This is a genomic window from Leifsonia sp. NPDC080035 (assembly GCF_040050925.1).
Lineage (GTDB): Bacteria > Actinomycetota > Actinomycetes > Actinomycetales > Microbacteriaceae > Leifsonia.
Genome location: NZ_CP157390.1, coordinates 660,329 through 680,071, shown reverse-complemented (window position 1 = coordinate 680,071; position 19,743 = coordinate 660,329). Strand labels below are relative to the sequence as shown.

General features: G+C 72.0%; 17 protein-coding genes. 7 read left to right on the top strand and 10 right to left on the bottom strand.

Going from position 1 to position 19,743, the window contains the following annotated elements; genetic code table 11:
• Nucleotides 1-8 precede the first annotated feature (8 nt).
• Nucleotides 9-812 (bottom strand): MFS transporter, encoded by an 804-nt coding sequence (locus AAME72_RS03275; RefSeq protein WP_348788810.1) that lies wholly within the window; start codon nt 810-812, stop codon nt 9-11.
• A 173-nt stretch (nt 813-985) separates the two neighbouring features.
• On the opposite strand from AAME72_RS03275, the gene AAME72_RS03270 reads away from it, so the two are divergent.
• On the top strand, nt 986-1,861 hold the full coding sequence (locus AAME72_RS03270) for a LysR family transcriptional regulator (protein WP_348788809.1): 876 nt from the start codon (nt 986-988) through the stop codon (nt 1,859-1,861).
• Between the two features lie 8 nt (nt 1,862-1,869).
• Here AAME72_RS03270 and AAME72_RS03265 read toward each other — a convergent pair whose 3' ends face one another.
• The 8 genes from AAME72_RS03265 to AAME72_RS03230 form a co-directional block, all read right to left on the bottom strand.
• Entirely contained in the window at nt 1,870-2,526 is a 657-nt protein-coding gene (locus tag AAME72_RS03265; protein ID WP_348788808.1) for an SIS domain-containing protein, read from the bottom strand.
• Nucleotides 2,527-2,536: 10 nt separating this feature from the next.
• Entirely contained in the window at nt 2,537-3,376 is an 840-nt protein-coding gene (locus AAME72_RS03260) for a serine hydrolase (RefSeq protein WP_348788807.1), read from the bottom strand.
• On the bottom strand, nt 3,373-4,197 hold the full coding sequence (locus AAME72_RS03255) for a serine hydrolase (protein ID WP_348788806.1): 825 nt from the start codon (nt 4,195-4,197) through the stop codon (nt 3,373-3,375). Before AAME72_RS03255 ends, AAME72_RS03260 begins: the two co-directional genes overlap by 4 nt.
• Entirely contained in the window at nt 4,197-5,168 is a 972-nt protein-coding gene (locus AAME72_RS03250) for an LD-carboxypeptidase (protein WP_348788805.1), read from the bottom strand. Before AAME72_RS03250 ends, AAME72_RS03255 begins: the two co-directional genes overlap by 1 nt.
• A complete protein-coding gene (locus AAME72_RS03245; protein ID WP_348788804.1) occupies nt 5,165-6,820 on the bottom strand; it encodes an ABC transporter ATP-binding protein in 1,656 nt (551 codons plus the stop codon). The genes AAME72_RS03250 and AAME72_RS03245 overlap by 4 nt, the downstream gene beginning before the upstream one ends.
• A gap of 1 nt (nt 6,821) precedes the next feature.
• Nucleotides 6,822-7,739, bottom strand: a complete 918-nt coding sequence (locus AAME72_RS03240) for an ABC transporter permease (RefSeq protein ID WP_348788803.1) — start codon at nt 7,737-7,739, stop codon at nt 6,822-6,824.
• Nucleotides 7,736-8,776, bottom strand: coding sequence for an ABC transporter permease (locus AAME72_RS03235; protein ID WP_348788802.1), 1,041 nt, complete (start codon nt 8,774-8,776; stop codon nt 7,736-7,738). The genes AAME72_RS03240 and AAME72_RS03235 overlap by 4 nt, the downstream gene beginning before the upstream one ends.
• 100 nt (nt 8,777-8,876) lie before the next feature.
• Nucleotides 8,877-10,736 carry an ABC transporter substrate-binding protein gene (locus AAME72_RS03230; protein WP_348788801.1) on the bottom strand — a complete coding sequence of 620 codons (1,860 nt, stop codon included), beginning with the start codon at nt 10,734-10,736 and terminating at the stop codon, nt 8,877-8,879.
• Between the two features lie 341 nt (nt 10,737-11,077).
• On the opposite strand from AAME72_RS03230, the gene AAME72_RS03225 reads away from it, so the two are divergent.
• Nucleotides 11,078-12,187, top strand: coding sequence for a C39 family peptidase (locus AAME72_RS03225; RefSeq protein ID WP_348788800.1), 1,110 nt, complete (start codon nt 11,078-11,080; stop codon nt 12,185-12,187).
• 11 nt (nt 12,188-12,198) lie between these two features.
• On the opposite strand, the gene AAME72_RS03220 is transcribed toward AAME72_RS03225, so the two are convergent.
• A complete protein-coding gene (locus AAME72_RS03220) occupies nt 12,199-13,305 on the bottom strand; it encodes a M20/M25/M40 family metallo-hydrolase (RefSeq protein WP_348788799.1) in 1,107 nt (368 codons plus the stop codon).
• A gap of 114 nt (nt 13,306-13,419) precedes the next feature.
• On the opposite strand from AAME72_RS03220, the gene AAME72_RS03215 reads away from it, so the two are divergent.
• From AAME72_RS03215 to AAME72_RS03195, 5 genes are read left to right on the top strand one after another with little or no spacing between them, the layout of a single operon-like run.
• Nucleotides 13,420-14,274: a GNAT family N-acetyltransferase gene (locus tag AAME72_RS03215; RefSeq protein WP_348788798.1), complete on the top strand. Its 855-nt coding sequence runs from the start codon at nt 13,420-13,422 to the stop codon at nt 14,272-14,274.
• On the top strand, nt 14,271-15,395 hold the full coding sequence (gene menC / locus AAME72_RS03210) for an o-succinylbenzoate synthase (RefSeq protein ID WP_348788797.1): 1,125 nt from the start codon (nt 14,271-14,273) through the stop codon (nt 15,393-15,395). Before AAME72_RS03215 ends, menC begins: the two co-directional genes overlap by 4 nt.
• 13 nt (nt 15,396-15,408) lie before the next feature.
• A complete protein-coding gene (locus AAME72_RS03205) occupies nt 15,409-16,290 on the top strand; it encodes an aminotransferase class IV (RefSeq protein ID WP_348788796.1) in 882 nt (293 codons plus the stop codon).
• 3 nt (nt 16,291-16,293) lie between these two features.
• Nucleotides 16,294-18,234 (top strand): membrane dipeptidase, encoded by a 1,941-nt coding sequence (locus AAME72_RS03200; RefSeq protein ID WP_348788795.1) that lies wholly within the window; start codon nt 16,294-16,296, stop codon nt 18,232-18,234.
• Complete coding sequence (locus tag AAME72_RS03195) at nt 18,231-19,739, top strand: serine hydrolase domain-containing protein (RefSeq protein ID WP_348788794.1); 1,509 nt, start codon at nt 18,231-18,233, stop codon at nt 19,737-19,739. The genes AAME72_RS03200 and AAME72_RS03195 overlap by 4 nt, the downstream gene beginning before the upstream one ends.
• The last annotated feature ends 4 nt before the right edge of the window (nt 19,740-19,743 follow it).

Sequence of the window (19,743 nt, the reverse complement as noted above, 5' to 3'; positions counted from 1 at the left end):
GTGGTCGTTCAGGCGAGCAGGAAGGTGTTCGTGAAGTAGGCCATCGCGATGCCGGTGATCGACGCGGCGATGCCGAGCAGCACGACGCCAGGCGCGGTGCGGAACACCTCGACGAGCGGCATCTTCACCACGACGCGCGAGGCCTTCGTGTCCAGGAACTCCTGCGACTCGTTCACGACCATGCGCACGATCAGACCCACGACGACGAGCACGGCCGAGATCAGGAACGGGATGCGCCAGCCCCAGGCCAGGAACTGCTCGTCGGGAAGCAGCCCGACGAGCAGGAAAGCGACGGTGGCGAGGATGGAGCCGGCCGGAGAGCCCTGCTGCACCCACGCGCCGGCGAGGCCCTTCTTCTTCTGCGGTGCACTCTCGGTCGCCAGCAGCACGGCGCCGCCCCACTCCCCGCCTACGGCGAAGCCCTGCAGGGCGCGCAGCAGCACGAGCAGGATGGGTGCCGCCGCCCCGATCGTGGCGTAGCCCGGCAGCACGCCGATCAGCGTCGTGGCGGTGCCCATCATCAGCAGAGTGATGACGAGCACACGCTTGCGGCCGATCCGGTCGCCGAAGTGGCCGAAGACGAGACCGCCGAGCGGCCGGGCCAGGAACCCGACCCAGAAGGTGGCGAACGAGGCCAGGATGCCGGCGCCCGGAGCGATCTCCGGGTAGAAGACGCGGCCGAAGACGAGCGCGGCGGCGGTGCCGAACACGTAGAAGTCGTACCACTCGATGGCGGTGCCGACGAAGGCGCCGGCGGTCGCGCGGGTCTGCTGGGACCGGGCGCTCGGGGTGGAGGGTGCAGAAACTGTCATCGGTTCCTCACTCGGTGGGGGATGTCGGGGGTGTCGCGGGAATGTCGGGGTGTCGCGGGACCCGTGAGCGGCGCGGTCGCGCCGCCCGGAACGGGTGAGGACAACCCTGCCCGCTCCCGGGCTATTCTGGAAATGCCAAAAATCGCGCGCCGCTATGCGTTCGGAGCATATCTATGGAGATCCGCCAGCTCGACGCGTTCCTCGCCGCCGCCCGATCCGGGTCGGTGAGCGCGGCCGCCCGCGAGCTCTACGTGTCCCAGCCCGCCCTCTCCCGGCGACTCGCCGCCCTCGAGGCCGAGGTCGGGATGCCGCTGTTCGCCCGCACCAGTGCGGGCCTGGTGCTCAACCGCGCCGGCCTGCGCTTCCTGCCGATCGCGCACGACATCCACGACCGGCTCTCGCAGGGACTCTCCGTGATGGCGTCGCTGCCCACCGGCGTGCCCGACCTCGTGGTGGTGTGCCCGCACGCTCAGGCGCACATCGTGCTCGCGCCGTTCATCGCCGAGACCGGGGCTCCGATCGGAGACGTCCGCGGCTACCTGCCCGCCGAGGTGTACGACCAGCTGGCCCGCAACAACGCCGACGTCGCCGTCAACACGCTCGGTCCTCCGCCCGGCTTCGGCCGGCTGCGCCTGATCGACGCGCCCATCCTCGTGCAGGTCCCCGCAGGACACTCGTGGGCGGGACGGGAGACGATCGAGCTCGCCGAGGTGGTGCGCGAGCGCGTCATCGTGCAGCGGGTCGGGAGCGAGGTGCGGCACGTGGTCGACCAGGCGATCCTGGACGCCGATCTCGCCTTCGAGCGGGCAGCAGAGGCGTCCAGCGGACCGGTGGCGCAGGCACTCGTCGCCGCGGGACGCGGGATCGCCGTGGTCGTCGAGCCGCCGTCGTTCGGCCTGCCCTCCGCCCGGCTCGTGCGCGACGGAGTGGACGTCACCATCCCGATCTGGGCGAGCTGGGACCCGCACCACTACGCGGAGGCGGCCATCCGCGAGACGATGGAGCGCCTCTCCGCCTGGCTCGGCACGAGCCTCGGGCTCGGCGCCTGACCCCGCCCCTACTCGTCGAGGTAGAGGCCGAGGTCCTCGGCCAGCCGGTCCCGTTCCAGGAGGCGCCGCCCTGCGCCCTTCGCGCTCGCCGTCGTCAGCGTGGTGAGGATGTGGATGACGAGGGCGACCGAGGTGGGCGAGTTGGCGAACGACGCGCTCGCCGTGTCCACGATCAGGCACTCGTCGGCGATCGAGACCAGCGGGGCGTCCGGGGTGTCGGTGATGACGACGAGCGTCCCGCCGGCCTTCTTGAAGAGCTCGGCGATGTCGACCGTGTACTTGCGGTAGCGGGCGAGGGAGAACGCCACGAGCACGTCGCTCGAGCGCACGTCGCTGAGCACGTCGAGCGGGCGCACGATCGTGCCGTCGATGAGGACGACATTGGCGAGGCCCGCGCTCAGGTCCATCGCGATCAGGGATGCGTAGGTGAACGACTTCGCGGCGCCGAGCACGAACCGGCGCCGTGCGGCCACGATCAGTGCAGCGGTGCGCTCGAACGCGGGATCCTCCGCCGCCCAGTCCAGCGCGTGCGCCAGCTGCTCGCGCTCCTGCTCGATCACCCGGCGCTTCAGGACGAGCGCCGACCGGCGCTGCACGCGGGCGTCGTACCGCTCGTGCGGGCTTCCCAGTTCGACGGCGTTCACATCTCGCCTCTCGGAGGACATAGCAGAAGTATCACAGGGCGCCTCCGTCCGGGCGAGGTTCGGCGAGCACGTTCCGTAACGCGTCGCCCGCAGTCCGCATGACCGCCAGGACGCGGTCGCGGGCGTCCGTCCCGCGCGGCCAGTTCGCGAGCACCGCGTAGGCGATCCGGCGGTCCGGGGACATGACGAGGCCGGTGTCCGCGCGGACGGTCGAGATCGTGCCGGTCTTGTTCCACAGCCAGATGTCGCGGTCGAAGAGGTAATGGGCCAGCGGGTCGAGCCCGAACGCGGACGCGACCATCGACAGATCCATCCCGGCCCCGAGCCAGCGCTGCAGGGTGTCGGCGGAGGCCGGGCTCAGGTCGGCGGCCGTCGCCGTCCGCCGGACGAAGCGCACCAGCTCCGCCGCCGTGGCGTGTGAGAGCGTGCGCGGCGCGCCGGGCGGCAGCGGCCAGCGCACGACGTCGTCGAGCGCGGAGTCCACGTAGCCGAGCGACCGGGTGTGCTCCTGCACGGTCGGCAGCCCCACGACCCGGCACAGGGTGTTCGTCGCCGCGTTGTCGCTGACGGCTCCGATCAGCGCCGCGACGTCGTACAGCGAGAGCGTGTCCGCCTGCAGCAGGTACCAGAGCCCGGAGTTGTCCATCCACTCCGACGGGCGCCGGGTGACACGCTCCTCGAGCGACCGGGTGCCCGCATCCACCTCGGTGAGCAGCCGGTGCAGCAGGAACACCTTGCCGACGCTGGCGGTGTCGAGCACCAGATCCGGCGCGTGCTCGAACAGCGTCTCGCCGGTGTCGACGTCCACCGCGAGCGCGGAGAACCGGAGACCGTCGAGCTCGCGCTCCGCCTCCTCGAACCCGGCGCTCATCCCCTGGCCATCCCGGTGACATGGGCCCGCAGCTGCTCGCCGATCGCGCGCATCGCGTCGTGCACCGGCGCCCGCAGGTCGCGGTCCGCGTCCTTCCAGTTCGCCGCGACGGCGTACGCGACGGAGCCGGCCGGCCCGGCGAGGTGCCCGATGTCGGCGCGGATGACGGAGGTGCTGCCGGTCTTGTGACGCAACACCATGTCCTGATACTCGGGCTCGACGTGCGCGAGCGGGTCGAGCAGCAGCGCGTCGGCGACCATCGAGGTGTCGGTGTCGGCGGCGAGCCACTCCAGCACCCGCGCGCTGACGGGGGCCGAGACCACCTCGCCCGCGCCGAGCCGGCGCATGAGCTCGGCGAGCTCCGCGCCGGTGCCGTAGGACGGCGTCCACGGCAGGTCGGGGGTGCGTTCGTTGCGGATGAAGTCGTGCAGCGAGGTGTCGGCGAAGCCGAGCGACGGGGCGACGGCACGCACGGTGTCCAGCCCGCACAGCCAGAGCAGCGCGTTGGTCGCCAGGTTGTCGCTGACCGCGCCGACCAGCAGCGCGGCGTCGGCCACGGTGACGCGCTGGTCGCGCATCCGGTACAGCAGCCCGGAGTCGGCGACCCGGTGCTCGTCGGGGATCTCGATGCGCCGATCGGCGTCGAGCTCGCCGGCCTCCAGACGGCGGGCGACCTCGATCAGCAGGAAGACCTTGCCGATGCTGGCGGTCTCGCAGACGACGTCGGGGGTGTGCGAGGCGAGGACGGAGCCGTCCCGCGCGTCCAGCACCCGGATCGACCAGCGCACGCGCGCATCCAGCTCGGGCAGCACGACGGCCATCAGAGCGCCTCGCCCACGACCAGCCGGACCGGAGCGTCCGGCTCGGCGACCAGCGTCCCGTCCACACCCAGCGGCACGCTGAGCGCGTCCGGGTCGTGGCCGAAGCCCTGCTCCCACAGCACGGGGACGCCGAGCCCGGTCAGCAGCTCCTCCGCGAGCGCGCGCACCGAGCCCGGCTCTCCGCAGTTGTGCCACGAGCCGAGCACGATCGCTGCTGCGTCGCCGAGCCGGCCCGAGCGGGCGAGCTGCACGAGGAAGCCGTCGAGCCGGTAGGTGTCCTCGTCGACGTCCTCCAGGAAGAGGATGCCGCCCGGCCGGTCCAGCGACTCGGGCGCGCCCATCGCGCCGGCCAGCAGGCTGAGGTTGCCGCCGGTGAACCGGCCGCTCGCGGTGCCTGGCACGAGCACCTCGGTGCGCGGCCCGACCAGTTCGCGGCCGCGCCACGGCTCGAGGAGCCAGCGCTGAACGTCCCCGCGGACGAACTCCGAGTCGCGGAAGACGTCGTTGCCGGCCATCGGGCAGAACAGCGTCGGCACGCCCAGGTGTACGCGGAACGCCTCGTGCAGCGCGGTGATGTCCGAGGAGCCGGTCAGGAGCTTGGGGCGCCCGTCGCGCCGGGTGGCGGCCGCGCGCATCCGCTCCCAGTCGATCCCGTCGAGCAGGCGCATGGCGCCGTAGCCGCCGCGGATGCACACCACGGCGTCCGTGTCGGGGTCGAGCCAGGCGTCGACGAGGTCGGCGCGCCGAGCGTCGTCCGCGCCGGCGAGATAGGACGCGCGGGGATGCGGGTCGAGAACGTGCTCGCCGACGACGACGTCCAGCCCCCAGTCGCGGTAGTAGCCGACCGCGCGCTCCAGGCTCTCGGCGCTGCCGAGGCCGGACGGCGAGACGAAGCGGACGCGGTCGCCCGGCTTCAGGGGCGCGGTGTCGAGGTAGGCGAGCCGGTCGACCGCCGTCGCGGCGGCGGTCATGCCAGCCTCCGCTCGATGCTCGGCGCGGCCGCGAGCAGCCGGCGCGTGTAGCCGTGCTGCGGGTCGAGGAGCACCTGCTCGGTCGGGCCGTACTCGACGATCTCGCCCTCGTACATCACGGCGACGGTGTCGGCGATGTTCCAGGCGAGGCCGAGGTCGTGGGTAATGACGAGGGCGCTCAGCCCGAGCCGGTCGCGCAGCGACAGCAGCAGCGCGAGGATCTCGCCGCGCACCGACGCGTCGAGCGACGCGACGGGCTCATCGGCGACCAGCAGCTGCGGGCCGACCGCCAGGGCGCCCGCGATCACGGCGCGCTGGCGCTGACCGCCGGACAGCTCCTGCGGGATGGCGCGGAAGAAGCGCTCCGGCGGCAGCAGCTCCGCGTCCGCGAGGCTCTGCGCGACGCGCTCCTGCTCGTCGCCCGCGAAGCGCTGCACCCGCAGCCCCTCGGCGACCGACTCGTAGACGCTGATCTTGGGGTTCAGCGCGGCCGACGGATCCTGGAGCACCATCTGCACTTCGCTGCGGAACGCGCGCAGGGCGCGGCCGCGGTGCGGGATGTCCGTCCCGCGGAAGCGGATGACCGAGCCGTCGTCGGCGCGCTGCAGCCCGACGATCGTCCGGGCGAGGGTGGTCTTGCCGGAGCCCGACTGGCCGACGAGCGCGAGGATCTCGCCGCGGCGCAGGCTCAGATCGACGTTCTTGACGGCGGCGAGCGGACGGCCGCGGCCGCGGTAGGTGACGGTGACGCCCTTCGCCTCCAGCAGCACCTCGTCCGAGAGCTCGCGTTCGCGCGACCGCATCGCGTCCGCGTCGGCGCGCCGGGTGACCGGATTCAGCCGGGACGCCGGGTCGCCGATCGTGGGGAACGCCTCGGCCAGCTGGCGGGTGTACGGATGCTGTGGGCTGGTGCAGACCTCGTAGGAGTCGCCCAGCTCGACGAGCTCTCCGTCGCGCATGATCGCGATCCGCTCGCACGCGGTCGCGAGCACCGACAGGTCGTGGCTGATCATCAGCAGCGAGATGCCGCGCTCGGTGACCAGCGCGCTGATCATGTCGAGGATCTGCTTCTGCACGATCACGTCGAGGGCCGTCGTCGGCTCGTCCGCGATGATGATGTCCGGCTCGCACGCCAGCGCCATCGCGATCATCACGCGCTGCTTCTGGCCGCCCGACAGCTCGTGCGGGTACGCATCCTTCTTCGCCGAGGCCAGGTCGACGGCACGCAGCAGCTCGACGACGCGGGCCGCCCTGGCCTTCTCGGTGCGCCAGCCGTCCGCGACGTGCAGCTCGAGCGCCTCGGTGATCTGCTGGCCGACCGTCCGCACCGGGTTCAGCGAGTGCATCGCGCCCTGGAAGACGATGGACGCCTCCGCCCAGCGCACCGCACGCAGCTCGCCGAACCGCAGGTCCGCCACGTCGGTGTCGCCGATCCGCACCCGGCCGGTCAGCTTCGCGTTCGTGGGGAGCAGGCGCAGCACGCTCATCGCGAGCGTCGACTTGCCCGATCCCGACTCGCCCGCAATGCCGAGCGTTCCGCCGGCGGGGAGGGAGAGGGAGACGTTCTTCACCGCCGCGACCTCGCCGCGGTCGCCCGTGCGGCCCGCCGTGCGGTACGTGATGCTCACGTCGTCGAAAGTCAGCTCCGGCATGTCAGCGGCTCCTCAGCGTCGGGTTCACGATGGTCTCGACCGCGCGGCCGACCAGCGTGAAGGCGAGCACGACCAGGACGATCGCGATACCGGGGACGAGCACGTACCACCAGTAGCCCGCGGTGGCGGCGGACACGTCCATCGAGTTCTTCAGCACGGAACCCCAGGACTGGAGCGTCGCATCCCCGAGACCGAGGAAGGACAGCGTCGACTCGGCGATGATCGCCGACCCGACGGTGAGGGTCGTGTTGGCGAGCACGAGCGGGAGCACCGCGGGGAGCAGGTGCTTGACGATGATGTGCCAGTGGCCGGCGCCGAGCACCCTGGCCCGCTCGATGTAGTCGCGGGACTCGACCGACAGCGTCTGTGCGCGCACCACGCGCGCCGTGCCCGCCCAGGAGGTCAGGCCGATGGCGATGACGATCGTCCAGACGCCGCGCGAGAGCACGGAGGAGAGGACGATCGCGAGGATGAGCGAGGGCAGCACCAGGAAGAAGTCGACGATGCGCATCAGCAGCCCGCCGGTCCAGCCCGTGAAGTGACCGGCGGCGATGCCGACGATGGTGCCGATGATCATCGAGACCGCGGTGGCGGCGAAGCCGACCAGCAGGGACACCCGCGCGCCCCAGATCATCCGCACCCAGAGCTCGCGGCCCTGGTCGTCGGTCCCGAGCGGGTGCGCGAACGACGGCGGCGCGAACCGCGGCTGGTCGAGCAGCTTGGTCACATCCAGCATCCACGACGGGGCGAGCAGCGGCGCGATCAGCGCGAGGACGATCACGATCGCGAGGAAGATCAGGCCGACCATCCCGGCGCGGTTGTGGGAGAACTCCCGCGAGAACTCGGCGAGGGCCCGGCGCCGGCGCGCCCAGGCCATGCTGCGGGGCGACCGGGTGGCGGTCGCGGTCGAGCCGCTCATCCGCGCCTCACTCTCGGGTCGAGCCGACGGTACACGAAGTCCGCGACGAGGTTCATGACGATGATGATCGCCGAGAAGACGACGAAGGTGCCCTGCAGCAGCGGCAGGTCCGGGCCCTGGATGGCCTCGTACGTGAGCTTGCCGAGTCCGGGCCAGGAGAACACGGTCTCGACCGTGACGGCGCCGGCGATCAGGCCGCCGATGTGCATGAAGACCAGGGTGACGGTCGGCAGCAGGGCGTTCGGGACGGCGTGCTTGCGGCGCAGGTCATCGTCCTTCAGGCCCTTGGCGCGCGCGGTGATCAGGTAGTCGGCGCTCTTCTCCTCCATGACGGAGGCGCGCATCACCATCACGTACTGCGCGTACACGACGGCGACCATCGTGATGACAGGCAGCACCATGTGCGAGATCACGTCGAGGGTGAGGCCGAGCGGGTCGTCCGGTGCGTCCGGCGAGACCATGCCGCCGGTCGGGAACCAGTGCAGCGTCCCGCCGAAGACCATGAGCAGCAGCAGGGCGAGCCAGAAGGTCGGTACAGACCAGAGCACGAGCGAGGTGCTCGTCGTCACCTTGTCGAACCGCGAGCCCGGCCGCCAGCCCGCGCGCTGACCGAGCCACAGCCCGAGCGCGATCGCCAGCACGGCCGAGGTGCCGGTGAGCAGGATGGTGTTCCAGAAGTACTCGCCGATCAGCGAGGCGACGCTCTGCTTGTAGACGTAGCTCTGGCCGAAGTTCAGGGTGAACACGTTGCCGAGGTAGTCGATGAACTGCTGCCAGAGCGGCTTGTCGAGGCCGAGCTGCGCCCGCAGCTGGGCCATCTGCTCGGATGTCATCGGGTGCTCGCGCGCCATCGCGGCGACGGGGTCGCCCGGCAGGATCTTGAACGCGAAGAAGCCGAGCAGGATGACCATGACCAGGCTGATCGCCGCTCCGCCGATCTTGCTCAGCGCGAACTTCAGGGCGGGCGCACTGCGGACGGTCGCCTCGCCCTGCTCTTCGAGGATCACCGCCTCGGTGACCGGGGTTGCGTTGCTCATATGCCTTCTTCTCCGAGGCGCTTCTCTGAGGCGCTTCTCTGACGCGGCGGGGGAGAGCGGTGGCCGCGGCGGGAGGGTCCCACCGCGGCCACCGTATCGGTCACTCGACGTCGACGCTCTTGCGCCGGCGGACGGCGAAGAAGACGATCGCGCCGATCACGATGACGACGATCACGCCGCCCGTGACGAGGAGGCCGACGTTCGGTCCGCCGTCGCCGCCGCCTGCGGCACTGCCGTCACCCGCGGCCTTGACGTCCATGAAGCCCCAGTAGCCGGACTGGTTGGCGATGATGCCGCCCTTGGCCGGCATCATCCGGAAGTCGGTGAACCGGTCGGAGCGGTACGCCTCGAGGCCGCTGGCGTACCAGTAGACGATCTGCGCGGTGTCGGTGAAATTGAGCTGAAGCATCTTCTGCACGATCGCCTGGCGCTTGTCGGCGTCGGTCTCGGTCTGCTGCTGCTTGTACAGCTCGTCGTACGCGGGGTTGCACCAGCCGTCCTGCGAGGTCGCGCCGGTGCCGTCGGTCTTGGTCGGCAGGCTCGAGCAAGTGTTGATGCTCAGCTGGTAGTCCGGGTCCGGTCCGACGCTCCATCCGCTGAAGTAGATGTCGTAGTCGCCCTTCACCGTCGCGGCGTTGATCGTGTCGGAGTCGGTCGCGACCTGCTTGATCTCGACGCCGATCTCCTTCATCCAGGGCTGGAAGTACTGGGCGGCGGCCTGCTCCGTCGGATCCGTCGAGTCGACGAAGAGGCGCAGCGACAGCCGCTGGCCGTCCTTCACGCGGATGCCGTCGGAACCGGCCTTCCAGCCGTCGGCCTCGAGCTTCTGCTTGGCCTTCTCCGGGTCGTAGGCGAGCTCCTTGACCGCCGAGTCGTCGGCGGGCAGGGTCCACTGCGGGTACGAGGCGGGGATGAAACTGGTGCCCGGCTCGCCGAGGCCGTTCAGGACCTTGTCGAGCAGCGTCTTGGTGTCGGTGCCGAGCCGGATGGCCTGGCGCACCTGGAGGTCCTTCAGGGCCGGGTTGCCGTTGCCGAACGCCTGGCCGTCGACGGTCTTGATGCCGGAGTTGAAGCTGAGCGACGAGAACCGGCGCCCGATGCCGGAGTGCTCGGTGATTCCCTCCGCGCCCTTCAACGCCTGGTACTGGGTCGGCGTGAGACCGGAGACGAAGTCGACGTCGCCGGAGCGGAGCGCCTGCACCTGGGCGTCGGAGTTCGTGTAGTAGACGTACTGGATCTTGTCGATCTTCGGGGCTCCCCGCCAGAACTTCGGGTTCGCCTTGAGGGTGATGAACTGGTTCGCCTTGTAGCTCTCCAGCAGGAAGGGTCCGGAGCCGACGACGTCCTTGTCGTTCGCGTACTTCGCCGGGTCGGAGACCTTCTCCCAGATGTGCTTGGGCAGGATCGGGACCTCGATGCCGGGGTTCGGAGCCTGCGGCGCCTTCAGGTCGATGATCACCGTCTTGTCGTCCGGCGCCTGCACGTCGGCGAAGTTGGCGACGAAGCTGCCGTTCGCGACCGCGAGGTCGGGGTTCGTCATCATCTGGTCGAACGTGTACTTCACGTCGGCCGAGGTGATCGGCTTGCCGTCCGACCAGGTCAGGCCGTCCTGCAGCGTGAACTCCCACTTCTTGCCGCCGTCCTCGGCCTTCCAGTGGTCGGCGAGGCCCTTGGTGGGCGAGCCGTCCTCGTCGCTGTTCTGCACGAGGTTCTCGTACATGTAGCGGAAGATGTTCGTCGGCAGCAGGTAGATCGAGGTCCACGGGTTGAAGCTGTCCACGAAGCCGGACGTGGCGATCCGCATCGTCTTGGCGTCCTTGCCGGACGTCGGGGTCGCGGTGGCGGCATGGAGGCTGTGCGGGGTCGCGGCGTTCGCGGCGCCGGCCGGAGCGGCGACGACCGCCGCCGCGGCGGCGAACGCGAGCGCCCGGATGAGATGTGTGCGGGATCTGGTGCGCATGTGAGTCCTTCCATCGGGCCCAGGTCCAGCGATTCAGGACCACCAGGGTTGGAGTAATGGAACAGCATGGAGCGCGTCCAGGTCAACGTATTCGTTCCAGATATCTGCCGACGGGTGACGAATCGGTGAACACTCTTCGCATGCCCCGCGGTCGCAAATGTTCGCAGGGTGACCAGTTCGAGTTGGTTGATTTGCCCGAATCGACCGACTGACCGGGATCACACTGAGCATTCTGCACTCCGCGATGAATCTCGAATGCGTTGACGCCTCGTCGGCGATGGGAGATGATCCGTTCCGGATCATGCCCGACTGATGTGCCCCCAACTGATGTGAGAGAGACGATGCCGCCCGAACCGCTGTCCCGTCCCGCCGCCCGCTCCTGGCGCACCCGGCTCGTGCGCGCCTCCGTCGAGCACGGCTGGAGGGGGCGCACCTGGACCTCCGCGGTGCTCGAACCGGGATGGAGCGGGGAGGCGGCGGCCGACCAGGCCGTGGCCTCCTGGAACCTCGACGCCGGTGCGACGGCGCTCGTCGAGCTGCGCGCCAGGACGGCCGACGGCGTCTGGCATCCCTGGCAGCTGCTCGCGCGGTGGGGCGCGCCGGGCGATCGCCGCAGCGCAGGGCGGGCGGACGGCGTCACGGGTCCGGTGGTGGAGACGGACGTCTTGACCGCCGGGGACGGTGACCGGTTCGATGCGGTGCAGCTGCGGGTCTCGCTGCCCGAGGGTGCGCCGGTTTCGCGGCCGCTGCGGCTCGCGGCGGTGAGCTTCTCGGCGCCTGCCATGGCGCCGAGCGATGCGGGTCGACCCGAGGACGCGGCACCCCAGGACACCGTGCCCGGCGCGGGTGCTCTCGGGGTCGCCGCGACGGTCACGCCGCTCTCCCAGCGCGCCTATCCCGAGCGCGACGACCTCGGCGGCGGCGGGCCCTCCTGGTGCTCGCCGACCTCGCTGACGATGGTGGCGCTCGGTTGGGGTGCCGCCATCCCGGACGCCGCGCCCGAGGAGGTGCCGGACGGCGCGGACCCGCGGGTGCCGTGGGTCGCCCGCGCCGCCTACGACGCGGCCTACGACGGGACGGGCAACTGGTCGTTCAACGCGGCGGTCGCCGGTGGGCTCGGTCTCGACGCGGTGGTGACCCGGCTCTCCTCGCTGCGCTCGGCGCAGGTGCTGACGGACGTCGGCATCCCGCTGATCGCCTCCATCTCGTTCGGGCCCGGCGAGCTGGCCGGGGCCGACTACGACACGGCAGGGCACCTCCTCGTGATCCGCGGGTTCGACGCTGCCGGTGACGTCCTGGTGGCCGACCCGGCGAACCCGGGAGGAGCGGCGGGCCTGCGCACGTATCCCCGTGCGGCGTTCGACGCCGCGTGGTGCCACAGCCGCCGCACGGTCTACCTGCTCACGCCGCGCGGGCATGCGCTGCCGCCCACGGCCGGCGGGGAGTGGTGAGCGCGTCGCGGTCAGGCGTCCGGGACGTCCGCGAGCACCGCCTCCAGCAGGTCGATCCGTTCCCCGAGCGACGCCAGCGAGAAGTGCTCGCTCACGGCGTGCGCGCCGCCGCCGCGCGGACCGAAGCCGTCGACGGTGGGGATGCCGATGCTGCCGAGCAGGTTGGTGTCGCCCGCGCCGCTCGCCGGCCGCCCGGTCACATCCTGGCCGATGCGTCGCCCCGCCGCGGCGATCGCGGCCAGCAGCGAGGCGTCGGCCGCCGACGGGCTCCAGGCCGGTCGGTTGCTGAGCAGCCGGGCCTCGATCTCGGCGCCGTGGCGCACCGGCGTGAGCCCGCGCAGGGCGCCGAGCACGGCGTCCTCGGTCTCGCCGTCGAGGAAGCGCAGGCCGATCTCCGCCTCGGCCTCGGCGGGCACGACGTTGGCGCGGCCGCCGCCGCGGATCGTCCCGATGTTGCAGAGCACCTCGGAGGGCAGGGCGCCGTCGCCGACGATGCCCCGCACCGTCAGCAGCTGGTCGACGAGCTCGTCGATGGCGGAGACGCCGCTCTCCGGGTCGAGCGCGGCGTGCGACGCGCGGCCGCGGACGCCGAGCAGCACCCGGGTGCTGCCGCGCCTGCCGACCTTGAGCGCGCCGTCCGGGTGCGGGGATTCGAACCCGATCGCCCCGGCGACGCCGTCCGCGCACGCGCGCAGCAGCCCCTGCGTGGTGGGCGAGCCGACCTCCTCGTCGCAGACGATCACGACCCGGACGGCGCGGTGGCGGCGTCCGCGCAACCGCTCGAGGGCGGCGATCATCACGAGCAGCCCGCTCTTCATGTCGAAGGCCCCTGGTCCGCGCACGGTGTCGCCGTCGACGGACCACGGCACGTCGCCGTCGAGAGTGCCGTGCGGCCAGACGGTGTCCGAGTGGCCGACCAGGAGCAGCGGGTCGCCGACGCCGTCCAGCTCGGCCACGAGATTCGCTCCGGCGTCCGTCCGCTCGATCCGCACCGCGGCCCCCGCGTCGGTGAACCAGCCGGCGAGGAGCTCGGCCGTCCGCTCGCTGGCGCGCACGTCCAGGGAGGGCGACTCGATGCGGGTGAGGCGCTCCAGCCTGGCGAGAACGTCGTCGGTCATGTCGTCTCCGATCGCAATTTTACGAATCATATCTGTTGCTCAATGCGACGAACTGATAAACATAACCTGCACATCAAGCTCTCAGCGTCCGAACTTAGGAAACGTATCGTGCTCATGGCTCCCACCTCATCCCTCCGGGCGGAGACGCTGACCGGCGGCGACGACTTCCGTGCCGCCGCCGCGCTCTACACGCGGGTCTTCGGTTACGAGCGCCCCGAGTTCTCGCTCAATCCGAATCTTCTCAGCGCGCTCGCGCGCAACGGCGGATCCGCGGTCGGCGTACGCGACGCGGACGGCGAGCTCATCGGTTTCGCGTACGGTTTCGCGGCGCGCGACGAGCGCGGGCGCGACTTCCACTACTCGCAGGCCGCCGTCGTCGACGCCGCGCACCAGGGCGAGGGCGTCGGCCGGATGCTCAAGGAGCGGCAGCGCGAGGTCGCGCTCGGCTGGGGCCACCGCACGATGCGCTGGACCTTCGACCCGGTGCTCTCCCGCAACGCGCACTTCAACTTCACCTCCCTCGGCGCGGACGGCGTCGGCATCGTCCGCGACTACTACGGCCGGCCGGGCACCGACCGGGTCGTCGTCGAGTGGGCGCTCGACCGCGAGGTGGACCCCGCCGCGGACCTCCGGCATGCGACTGCCCCGCAGCTCGGCCGCGAGGACTGGGGACGCATCGTCCGCAGCGCGCTCACCCGGCCCGACGGCTCCGTGCAGGACGCTGCCTGGCTCGCGCTGCCGGCCCGTGCGCCCGCGGTGAGCGACGACGAGGAGCTGCGCGCCTCCCACGACCGTCTGCGCGTCGACGTGCGGCACGCCCTGGAGGCGCTGATCGGCGACGGGCGCATCCTGGTGGCGTGCACGCGCATCGACGAGACGACCTCCGCGTACCTCGCGATCGAAGCTCCCGGTCGGCGGGTGTCGTCGCGACCGAACCATCCCGCGTCCGACCAGGAGGTCTCCGCATGATGATCCAGAGGCTGCGGCTGTTCGACGTGACCCTCCCGCTCGTCCACGGCTTCGAGACCAGCTCGCACCGCAAGACCGGGCTGAACCACCTGCTGGTCGAGCTGACCGACGCCGACGGCCGGGTCGGCTGGGGCGAGATCGCCACGCCCGCCGACCCCTACTACGGCTCGGAGACGACACGCGTCGCCTGGGACATCGCCGAGCGCTACCTCGTGCCCGCCGTGCTCGGCGCGCCGTGGGAGGAGCCGGCGGAGCTGGAGGCGACTTGGCGGCGCATCCGGGGCCACGAGTTCGCCAAGGCCGGGTTCTCGGCGGCGGCCTGGGACCTGCACGCGCGGGCGGCGGGCGTTCCGCTCGCGGTCGCGCTCGGCGGGACACGCTCCGAGGTGGTCGCCGGTGTCTCCCTCGGCATCGAGCCGACGATCGACGAGCTGCTCGCGCAGGTGTCCCGTCAGGTGGATGCGGGCTACGGTCGCGTGAAGCTGAAGATCGCTCCGGGCTGGGATGTCGAGCCGGTGCGCGCCGTGCGAGAGGCGCATCCCGGACTCGACCTGCACGTGGACGCCAACGGCGCCTACCAGGACACGGACGAGACCACCGCGGTGATGCGCGCCCTCGACGGCCTCGGCCTGACCATGATCGAGCAGCCGTACGCCCCCCGCGACTTCGTCGCCCACGCCCGGCTGCAGGCCGGCATCGGCACACCGGTCTGCCTCGACGAGTCCGTCGTCGACGTGGCCGACCTGCGCACCATGCTCGCGCTGGACGCGGGGCGCGTGCTCAACATCAAGGTCTCGCGGATGGGCGGCCTCGGCTCCGCCCGGCTGGCGCACGACATCGCCCGCGACGCCGGGGTGCCGGTGTGGTGCGGCGGGATGCATGAGTTCGGGGTCGGCAGGGCGGCAAACGTCGCGCTGTCCTCGCTGCCGAACTTCACGCTCCCCTCCGACGTCTCCGGCTCCGACAAGTACTACGCGCGGGACGTCATCGTGCCCCCCGTCGTCGCGCACGACGGGCTCGTGCAGGTCCCGACCGCTCCCGGCATCGGCCACGATGTCGACGTGGACTGGGTGCTGCAGAACGCGGTCCGCACTCTCGACACCGCGGCCGTCGCCGCCTGAACCCGAGGAAGAAATGCACACTCTCACCCTGCACCGGCTCGATCTCGCCTCGGACGCGGCGGCCGCCGACTGCCTGACCCGCGCGGAACCGCGGGAGGCGCTGCTCGCTGCCACCGACCTGGCCGCGACCCGCGGCGACGGCGTCTTCGAGACGGTCGCCATCGTCGACGGCGTGCCGCAGGCGCTGGAGGCGCACCTCGACCGCTTCGAGCGCTCCGCCGCGATGCTCGACCTGCCGGCGCCCCGCCGGGAGCTGTGGCGCCTCGCCGTCACCGAGGCGGCCGCCGAGCTGCGCGCGCACACCGACCGCGCCGCCGTGAAGTTCGTGATGTCGCGCGGCGACGAGGCGGGCGAGCCGGTGCCGACCGGCTGGGCGCTCGGCTTCGCTCCCGACAGCCGGCCGGGCGGTGTCACCCCGGAGGTCGACGTCGTGCTGCTCGATCGCGGCTACCGCCACGACGTCGCCCAGACGTCGCCGTGGCTGCTGCAGGGCGCGAAGACGCTGTCCTACGCGGTGAACATGGCGGCGCTGCGCGAGGCGAGGCGGCGCGGGGCGCAGGACGTCGTCTTCACCAGCATCGACGGTTACGTGCTCGAGGGCCCGAACTCGACGGTGATCGCGCGCATCGACGGCGCGTACGTGACGCCGCCGACCGACCTCGGCCTGCTGCCGGGCACGACCCAGGCGGACGCGTTCACGGCGCTGGAGGGCTGGGGCGAACCGGTCGCGACCCGGCGGATCACCGTCGACGAGCTGCGCGGCGCTGACGCGCTCTGGCTGTGCTCGAGCACCCGGGGCGTCGCACCGGTGCGCTCGCTGGACGGCGTGGAGGTGGCCGTCGACGCGGCCGTCAGCTCCCGGCTGAACGCGGCCCTGGATGCGCGGGAGGCCTGAGGGATGAGCGCCGAGACGATGAGCACCGAGACCCTGATTCAGGGGACGATGAGCACCGAGACCCTGATTCAGGGGACGATGAGCCCCGGCCCGTTCATCCCCGTCATCGACGGCCACAACGACCTCGCCTGGGCCCGGCGCGAGGCGCACGGCTACGACGTCACCGCGGTCGACAGCTCCTGTCCCGACCTGCACACCGACATCCCGCGGCTGCGCGCCGGCGGTGTCGGCGGCCAGTTCTGGTCGGTGTGGGTGGACCCGGTGCTCGAGGGCGCGGAGCAGGTGACGGCGACGCTCGAGCAGATCGACTTCGTGCACCGGCTCGTCGAGGCGCATCCCGACCGGCTGCGGTTCGCCCGCACCGCCGCGGACGTCCGCTCCGCGATGGCGGACGGCCGGATCGCGTCGCTCATCGGCGTCGAGGGCGGAGCGCAGCTGGGCGGCTCGCTCGCGGTGCTGCGCCAGTACGCCCGGCTCGGCGCGCGCTACCTCACCCTGACCTGGTCGCGGACGACCGACTGGGCGGACTCCGCGACCGACGAGGCGCGCCACGGCGGGCTGACCGAGTTCGGCCGCGAGGTCGTGCGGGAGCTGAACCGGATCGGGATGCTCGTCGACCTTTCGCACGTCGCCCCGAGCACGATGCGCGACGCCCTGGCGGTGACGACCCGGCCGGTCATCGTCAGCCACTCGGGCGCGCTCGCGCTCTGCGATCATCCCCGCAACGTGCCGGACGACGTGCTGCGCACGATCGGGGCGGGCGGCGGCGTCGTGATGGTCGCGTTCGTGCCGTCGTTCCTGTCGCAGGCGCGGCACGAGTGGGTGCGCGGCGGTGAGGAGGGGGACGCTCCCGCCGTCGGCATCGGCGACGTCGCCGACCACATCGAGCACATCCGCGACGTGGCCGGCGTGCACGCGGTCGGGCTCGGCGCCGACTACGACGGGACGGACGCGATGCCCTCCGGTCTCGGCGACGTCTCGCACTACCAGGAGCTCTTCGACGAGCTGCGGCGGCGCGGCTGGTCCGAGCGGGAGCTCGCAGGCCTCGGACACGAGAACGTGCTGCGCGTGCTGGAGGCCTCCGACGCCGACCACGTGGCGTTCCTGGACGGCACCGCGCCGGCGCCGCGTGCGGCCGCGCTGACGCCTGCGGTCGACACGCTCTCGCGCACGGCCGCCTCGGTCCCCTCGTCCGACCCGGCCGACGGCGCGGATGACCGGCGCCCGCGCGTGCTCGTCGTCGTGAACGCGGAGGAGTCGTCGCCGCGCCGTCTCGGCGCCTGGCTCCAGGAGCAGGGAATCCACGTGGATCCGGTGCTCGGGACCGCCGGGCTGCCTGCGTCCCTCGACGGCTACGACGGGTTGGTCATGCTCGGCGGCGGCCTGATGCCGGACGACGACGAGCGCGCCCCGTGGCTCGCACAGGAGCGCGCGCTGGCGGACGAGGCCATCCGGGCGGACATCCCCACCCTCGGCATCTGCCTCGGCGGCCAGATCCTGGCCCACGTCGCGGGAGGCGAGGTGCGGGCGGCGTACGGTCCCAAGGAGCGCGGTGCGACTGTGATCGCCGCGTCGGAGGAGGGGCGACGGGATCCCGTGATCGGCGGATTCGGCGACGCCGCGCCCATGATCGAGAACCACCAGGACATGATCACGGCTCTGCCGCCGGAGGCCGTGCTGCTCGCCTCGAGCGACGCGGTGGCCAACCAGGCGTTCCGGCTCGGTGAGCGGGTCTACGGGCTGCAGTTCCACCCGGAGGTCTCCGCGGACGACCTGGAGCGCTGGAAGGAGCCGACCTCGCCAGCGCCCGGCGACAGGCCCGTCGCCGAGCTGGTCAGGGAGGCCAGGGCGGTGCACGAGGAGAACACGCGCGCCAGCCGCGCGCTGGTGACCGGCTTCGGCGAGCACGTGCGGTCGTTCGCCCGGCAGCGGACCGCGGGATGAGCGCCGACGCCGGGCTGGCTGCGCACGCCCGCGAGGCGCTCGCCGCGCGGCTGGACGAGCCGACCCTGCGGCGCGCGCCCGCGTCGATCGCCGCCGTCGTCCAGGACGGCCGCGTCGTCGCCGCCCACGCGCACGGCGAGCCGCGCCGCGACGGCGTCCCGACCTCGGAGGGCACGGTCTTCCGCATCGCCTCGATGTCGAAGAGCTTCCTCGCCGCCACCGCGCTCGCGCTGCGCGACGAGGGACGGCTCGACCTGCACGCGCCCGCCGCCGAGTACGTGCCCGAGCTCGCGTCCGCACGCGACGCATCCCTGCTCACCCTCGACGCGCTGCTGAGCAATCGCGCGGGTCTCGCCGAGGACAACGCGTGGGGCGACCGCAGCCTCGGCGCCTCCCGGGCGGAGCAGTCCGCGATCGTGGCGGCCGGGCTGCCGTCCGCCACGACGCCGGGCACCGCGTACGAGTACTCGAACCTCGGCATCTCGCTCGTCGGCCGCGCGATCGAGCGCGTCACGGGGCACGAAGTCGAGGACGTCATCCGCGAGCGGATGCTCGACCCCCTGGGCCTGCACGACACCCGGGCGTCCGCCGAGCTCTATCCCGCCGGCGCCGACCTCGCCGCCGGCTTCCGGACCTTCGACGACGGCGCGACGTTCGCCGCGGAGCCGTACGTCGGCACCGGCGCGCTCGGCTGCATCGGGAGCCTGTTCAGCACCGTCGGCGACATCGCCGCGTGGCAGCACTTCCTCGGCTCGGCGTTCGGGGACGCGCCGCTGCGCGAGGACGTGCTCTCGGCCGCATCCCGGCGCGAGCTTCAGACGGCCCGCACGCTGATCCCGATCGGCTCCGGCTGGTTCGCCGACCGCGTGCTCGACGGCGTCGGCTACGGCTACGGACTGGTCGTCGAGCACGACAGGCGCTTCGGCCGGGTCGTACAGCACGCGGGCGGGCTGCCAGGGTTCTCGTCCCACATGCGCTTGCACACCGCGACGGGGATCGGCGTGGTCGTGTTCGGCAACACCGACGCCTTCGGTGCGGGAAGGATCGCCGGGGAGCTGCTCACCGACGTGCTCACGCGCGCCGACGCCCCTGCGGCGCTCGTGCGGCCGTGGCCGGAGACGGTGGCAGCGGCCCGGCGGATCGACGCGCTCCTGCTCGCCGGACGCCCGCTCGACGCGGCGGATGTGCCGCTGGCCGGCAACGTCCTGCTCGACGTCCCCGCTCCGGTGCGGGCCGAGCGGCTCGCGGCGGCGCTCGCCGAGGTGGGGCCGATCCGCGCGGACGCCGCCCCTCTCGACGCGCGCATCCTCGCCGCGGCCGACCGCTCGTGGCTGCGCTGGAGCATCCCGTGCGAGCGCGGCGCCCTGATCTGCGACGTGCACCTCGTCGGGCTGCGCGAGCCGATCGTGCAGGAGTTCACGGTAGAGGTCGCGGACACCGCTGGCAGGAAGCCGCGCGACGAGCGCCCTCGCGTCACCGACCACCACCGCGTCGAGCTCCCCTGAGCGC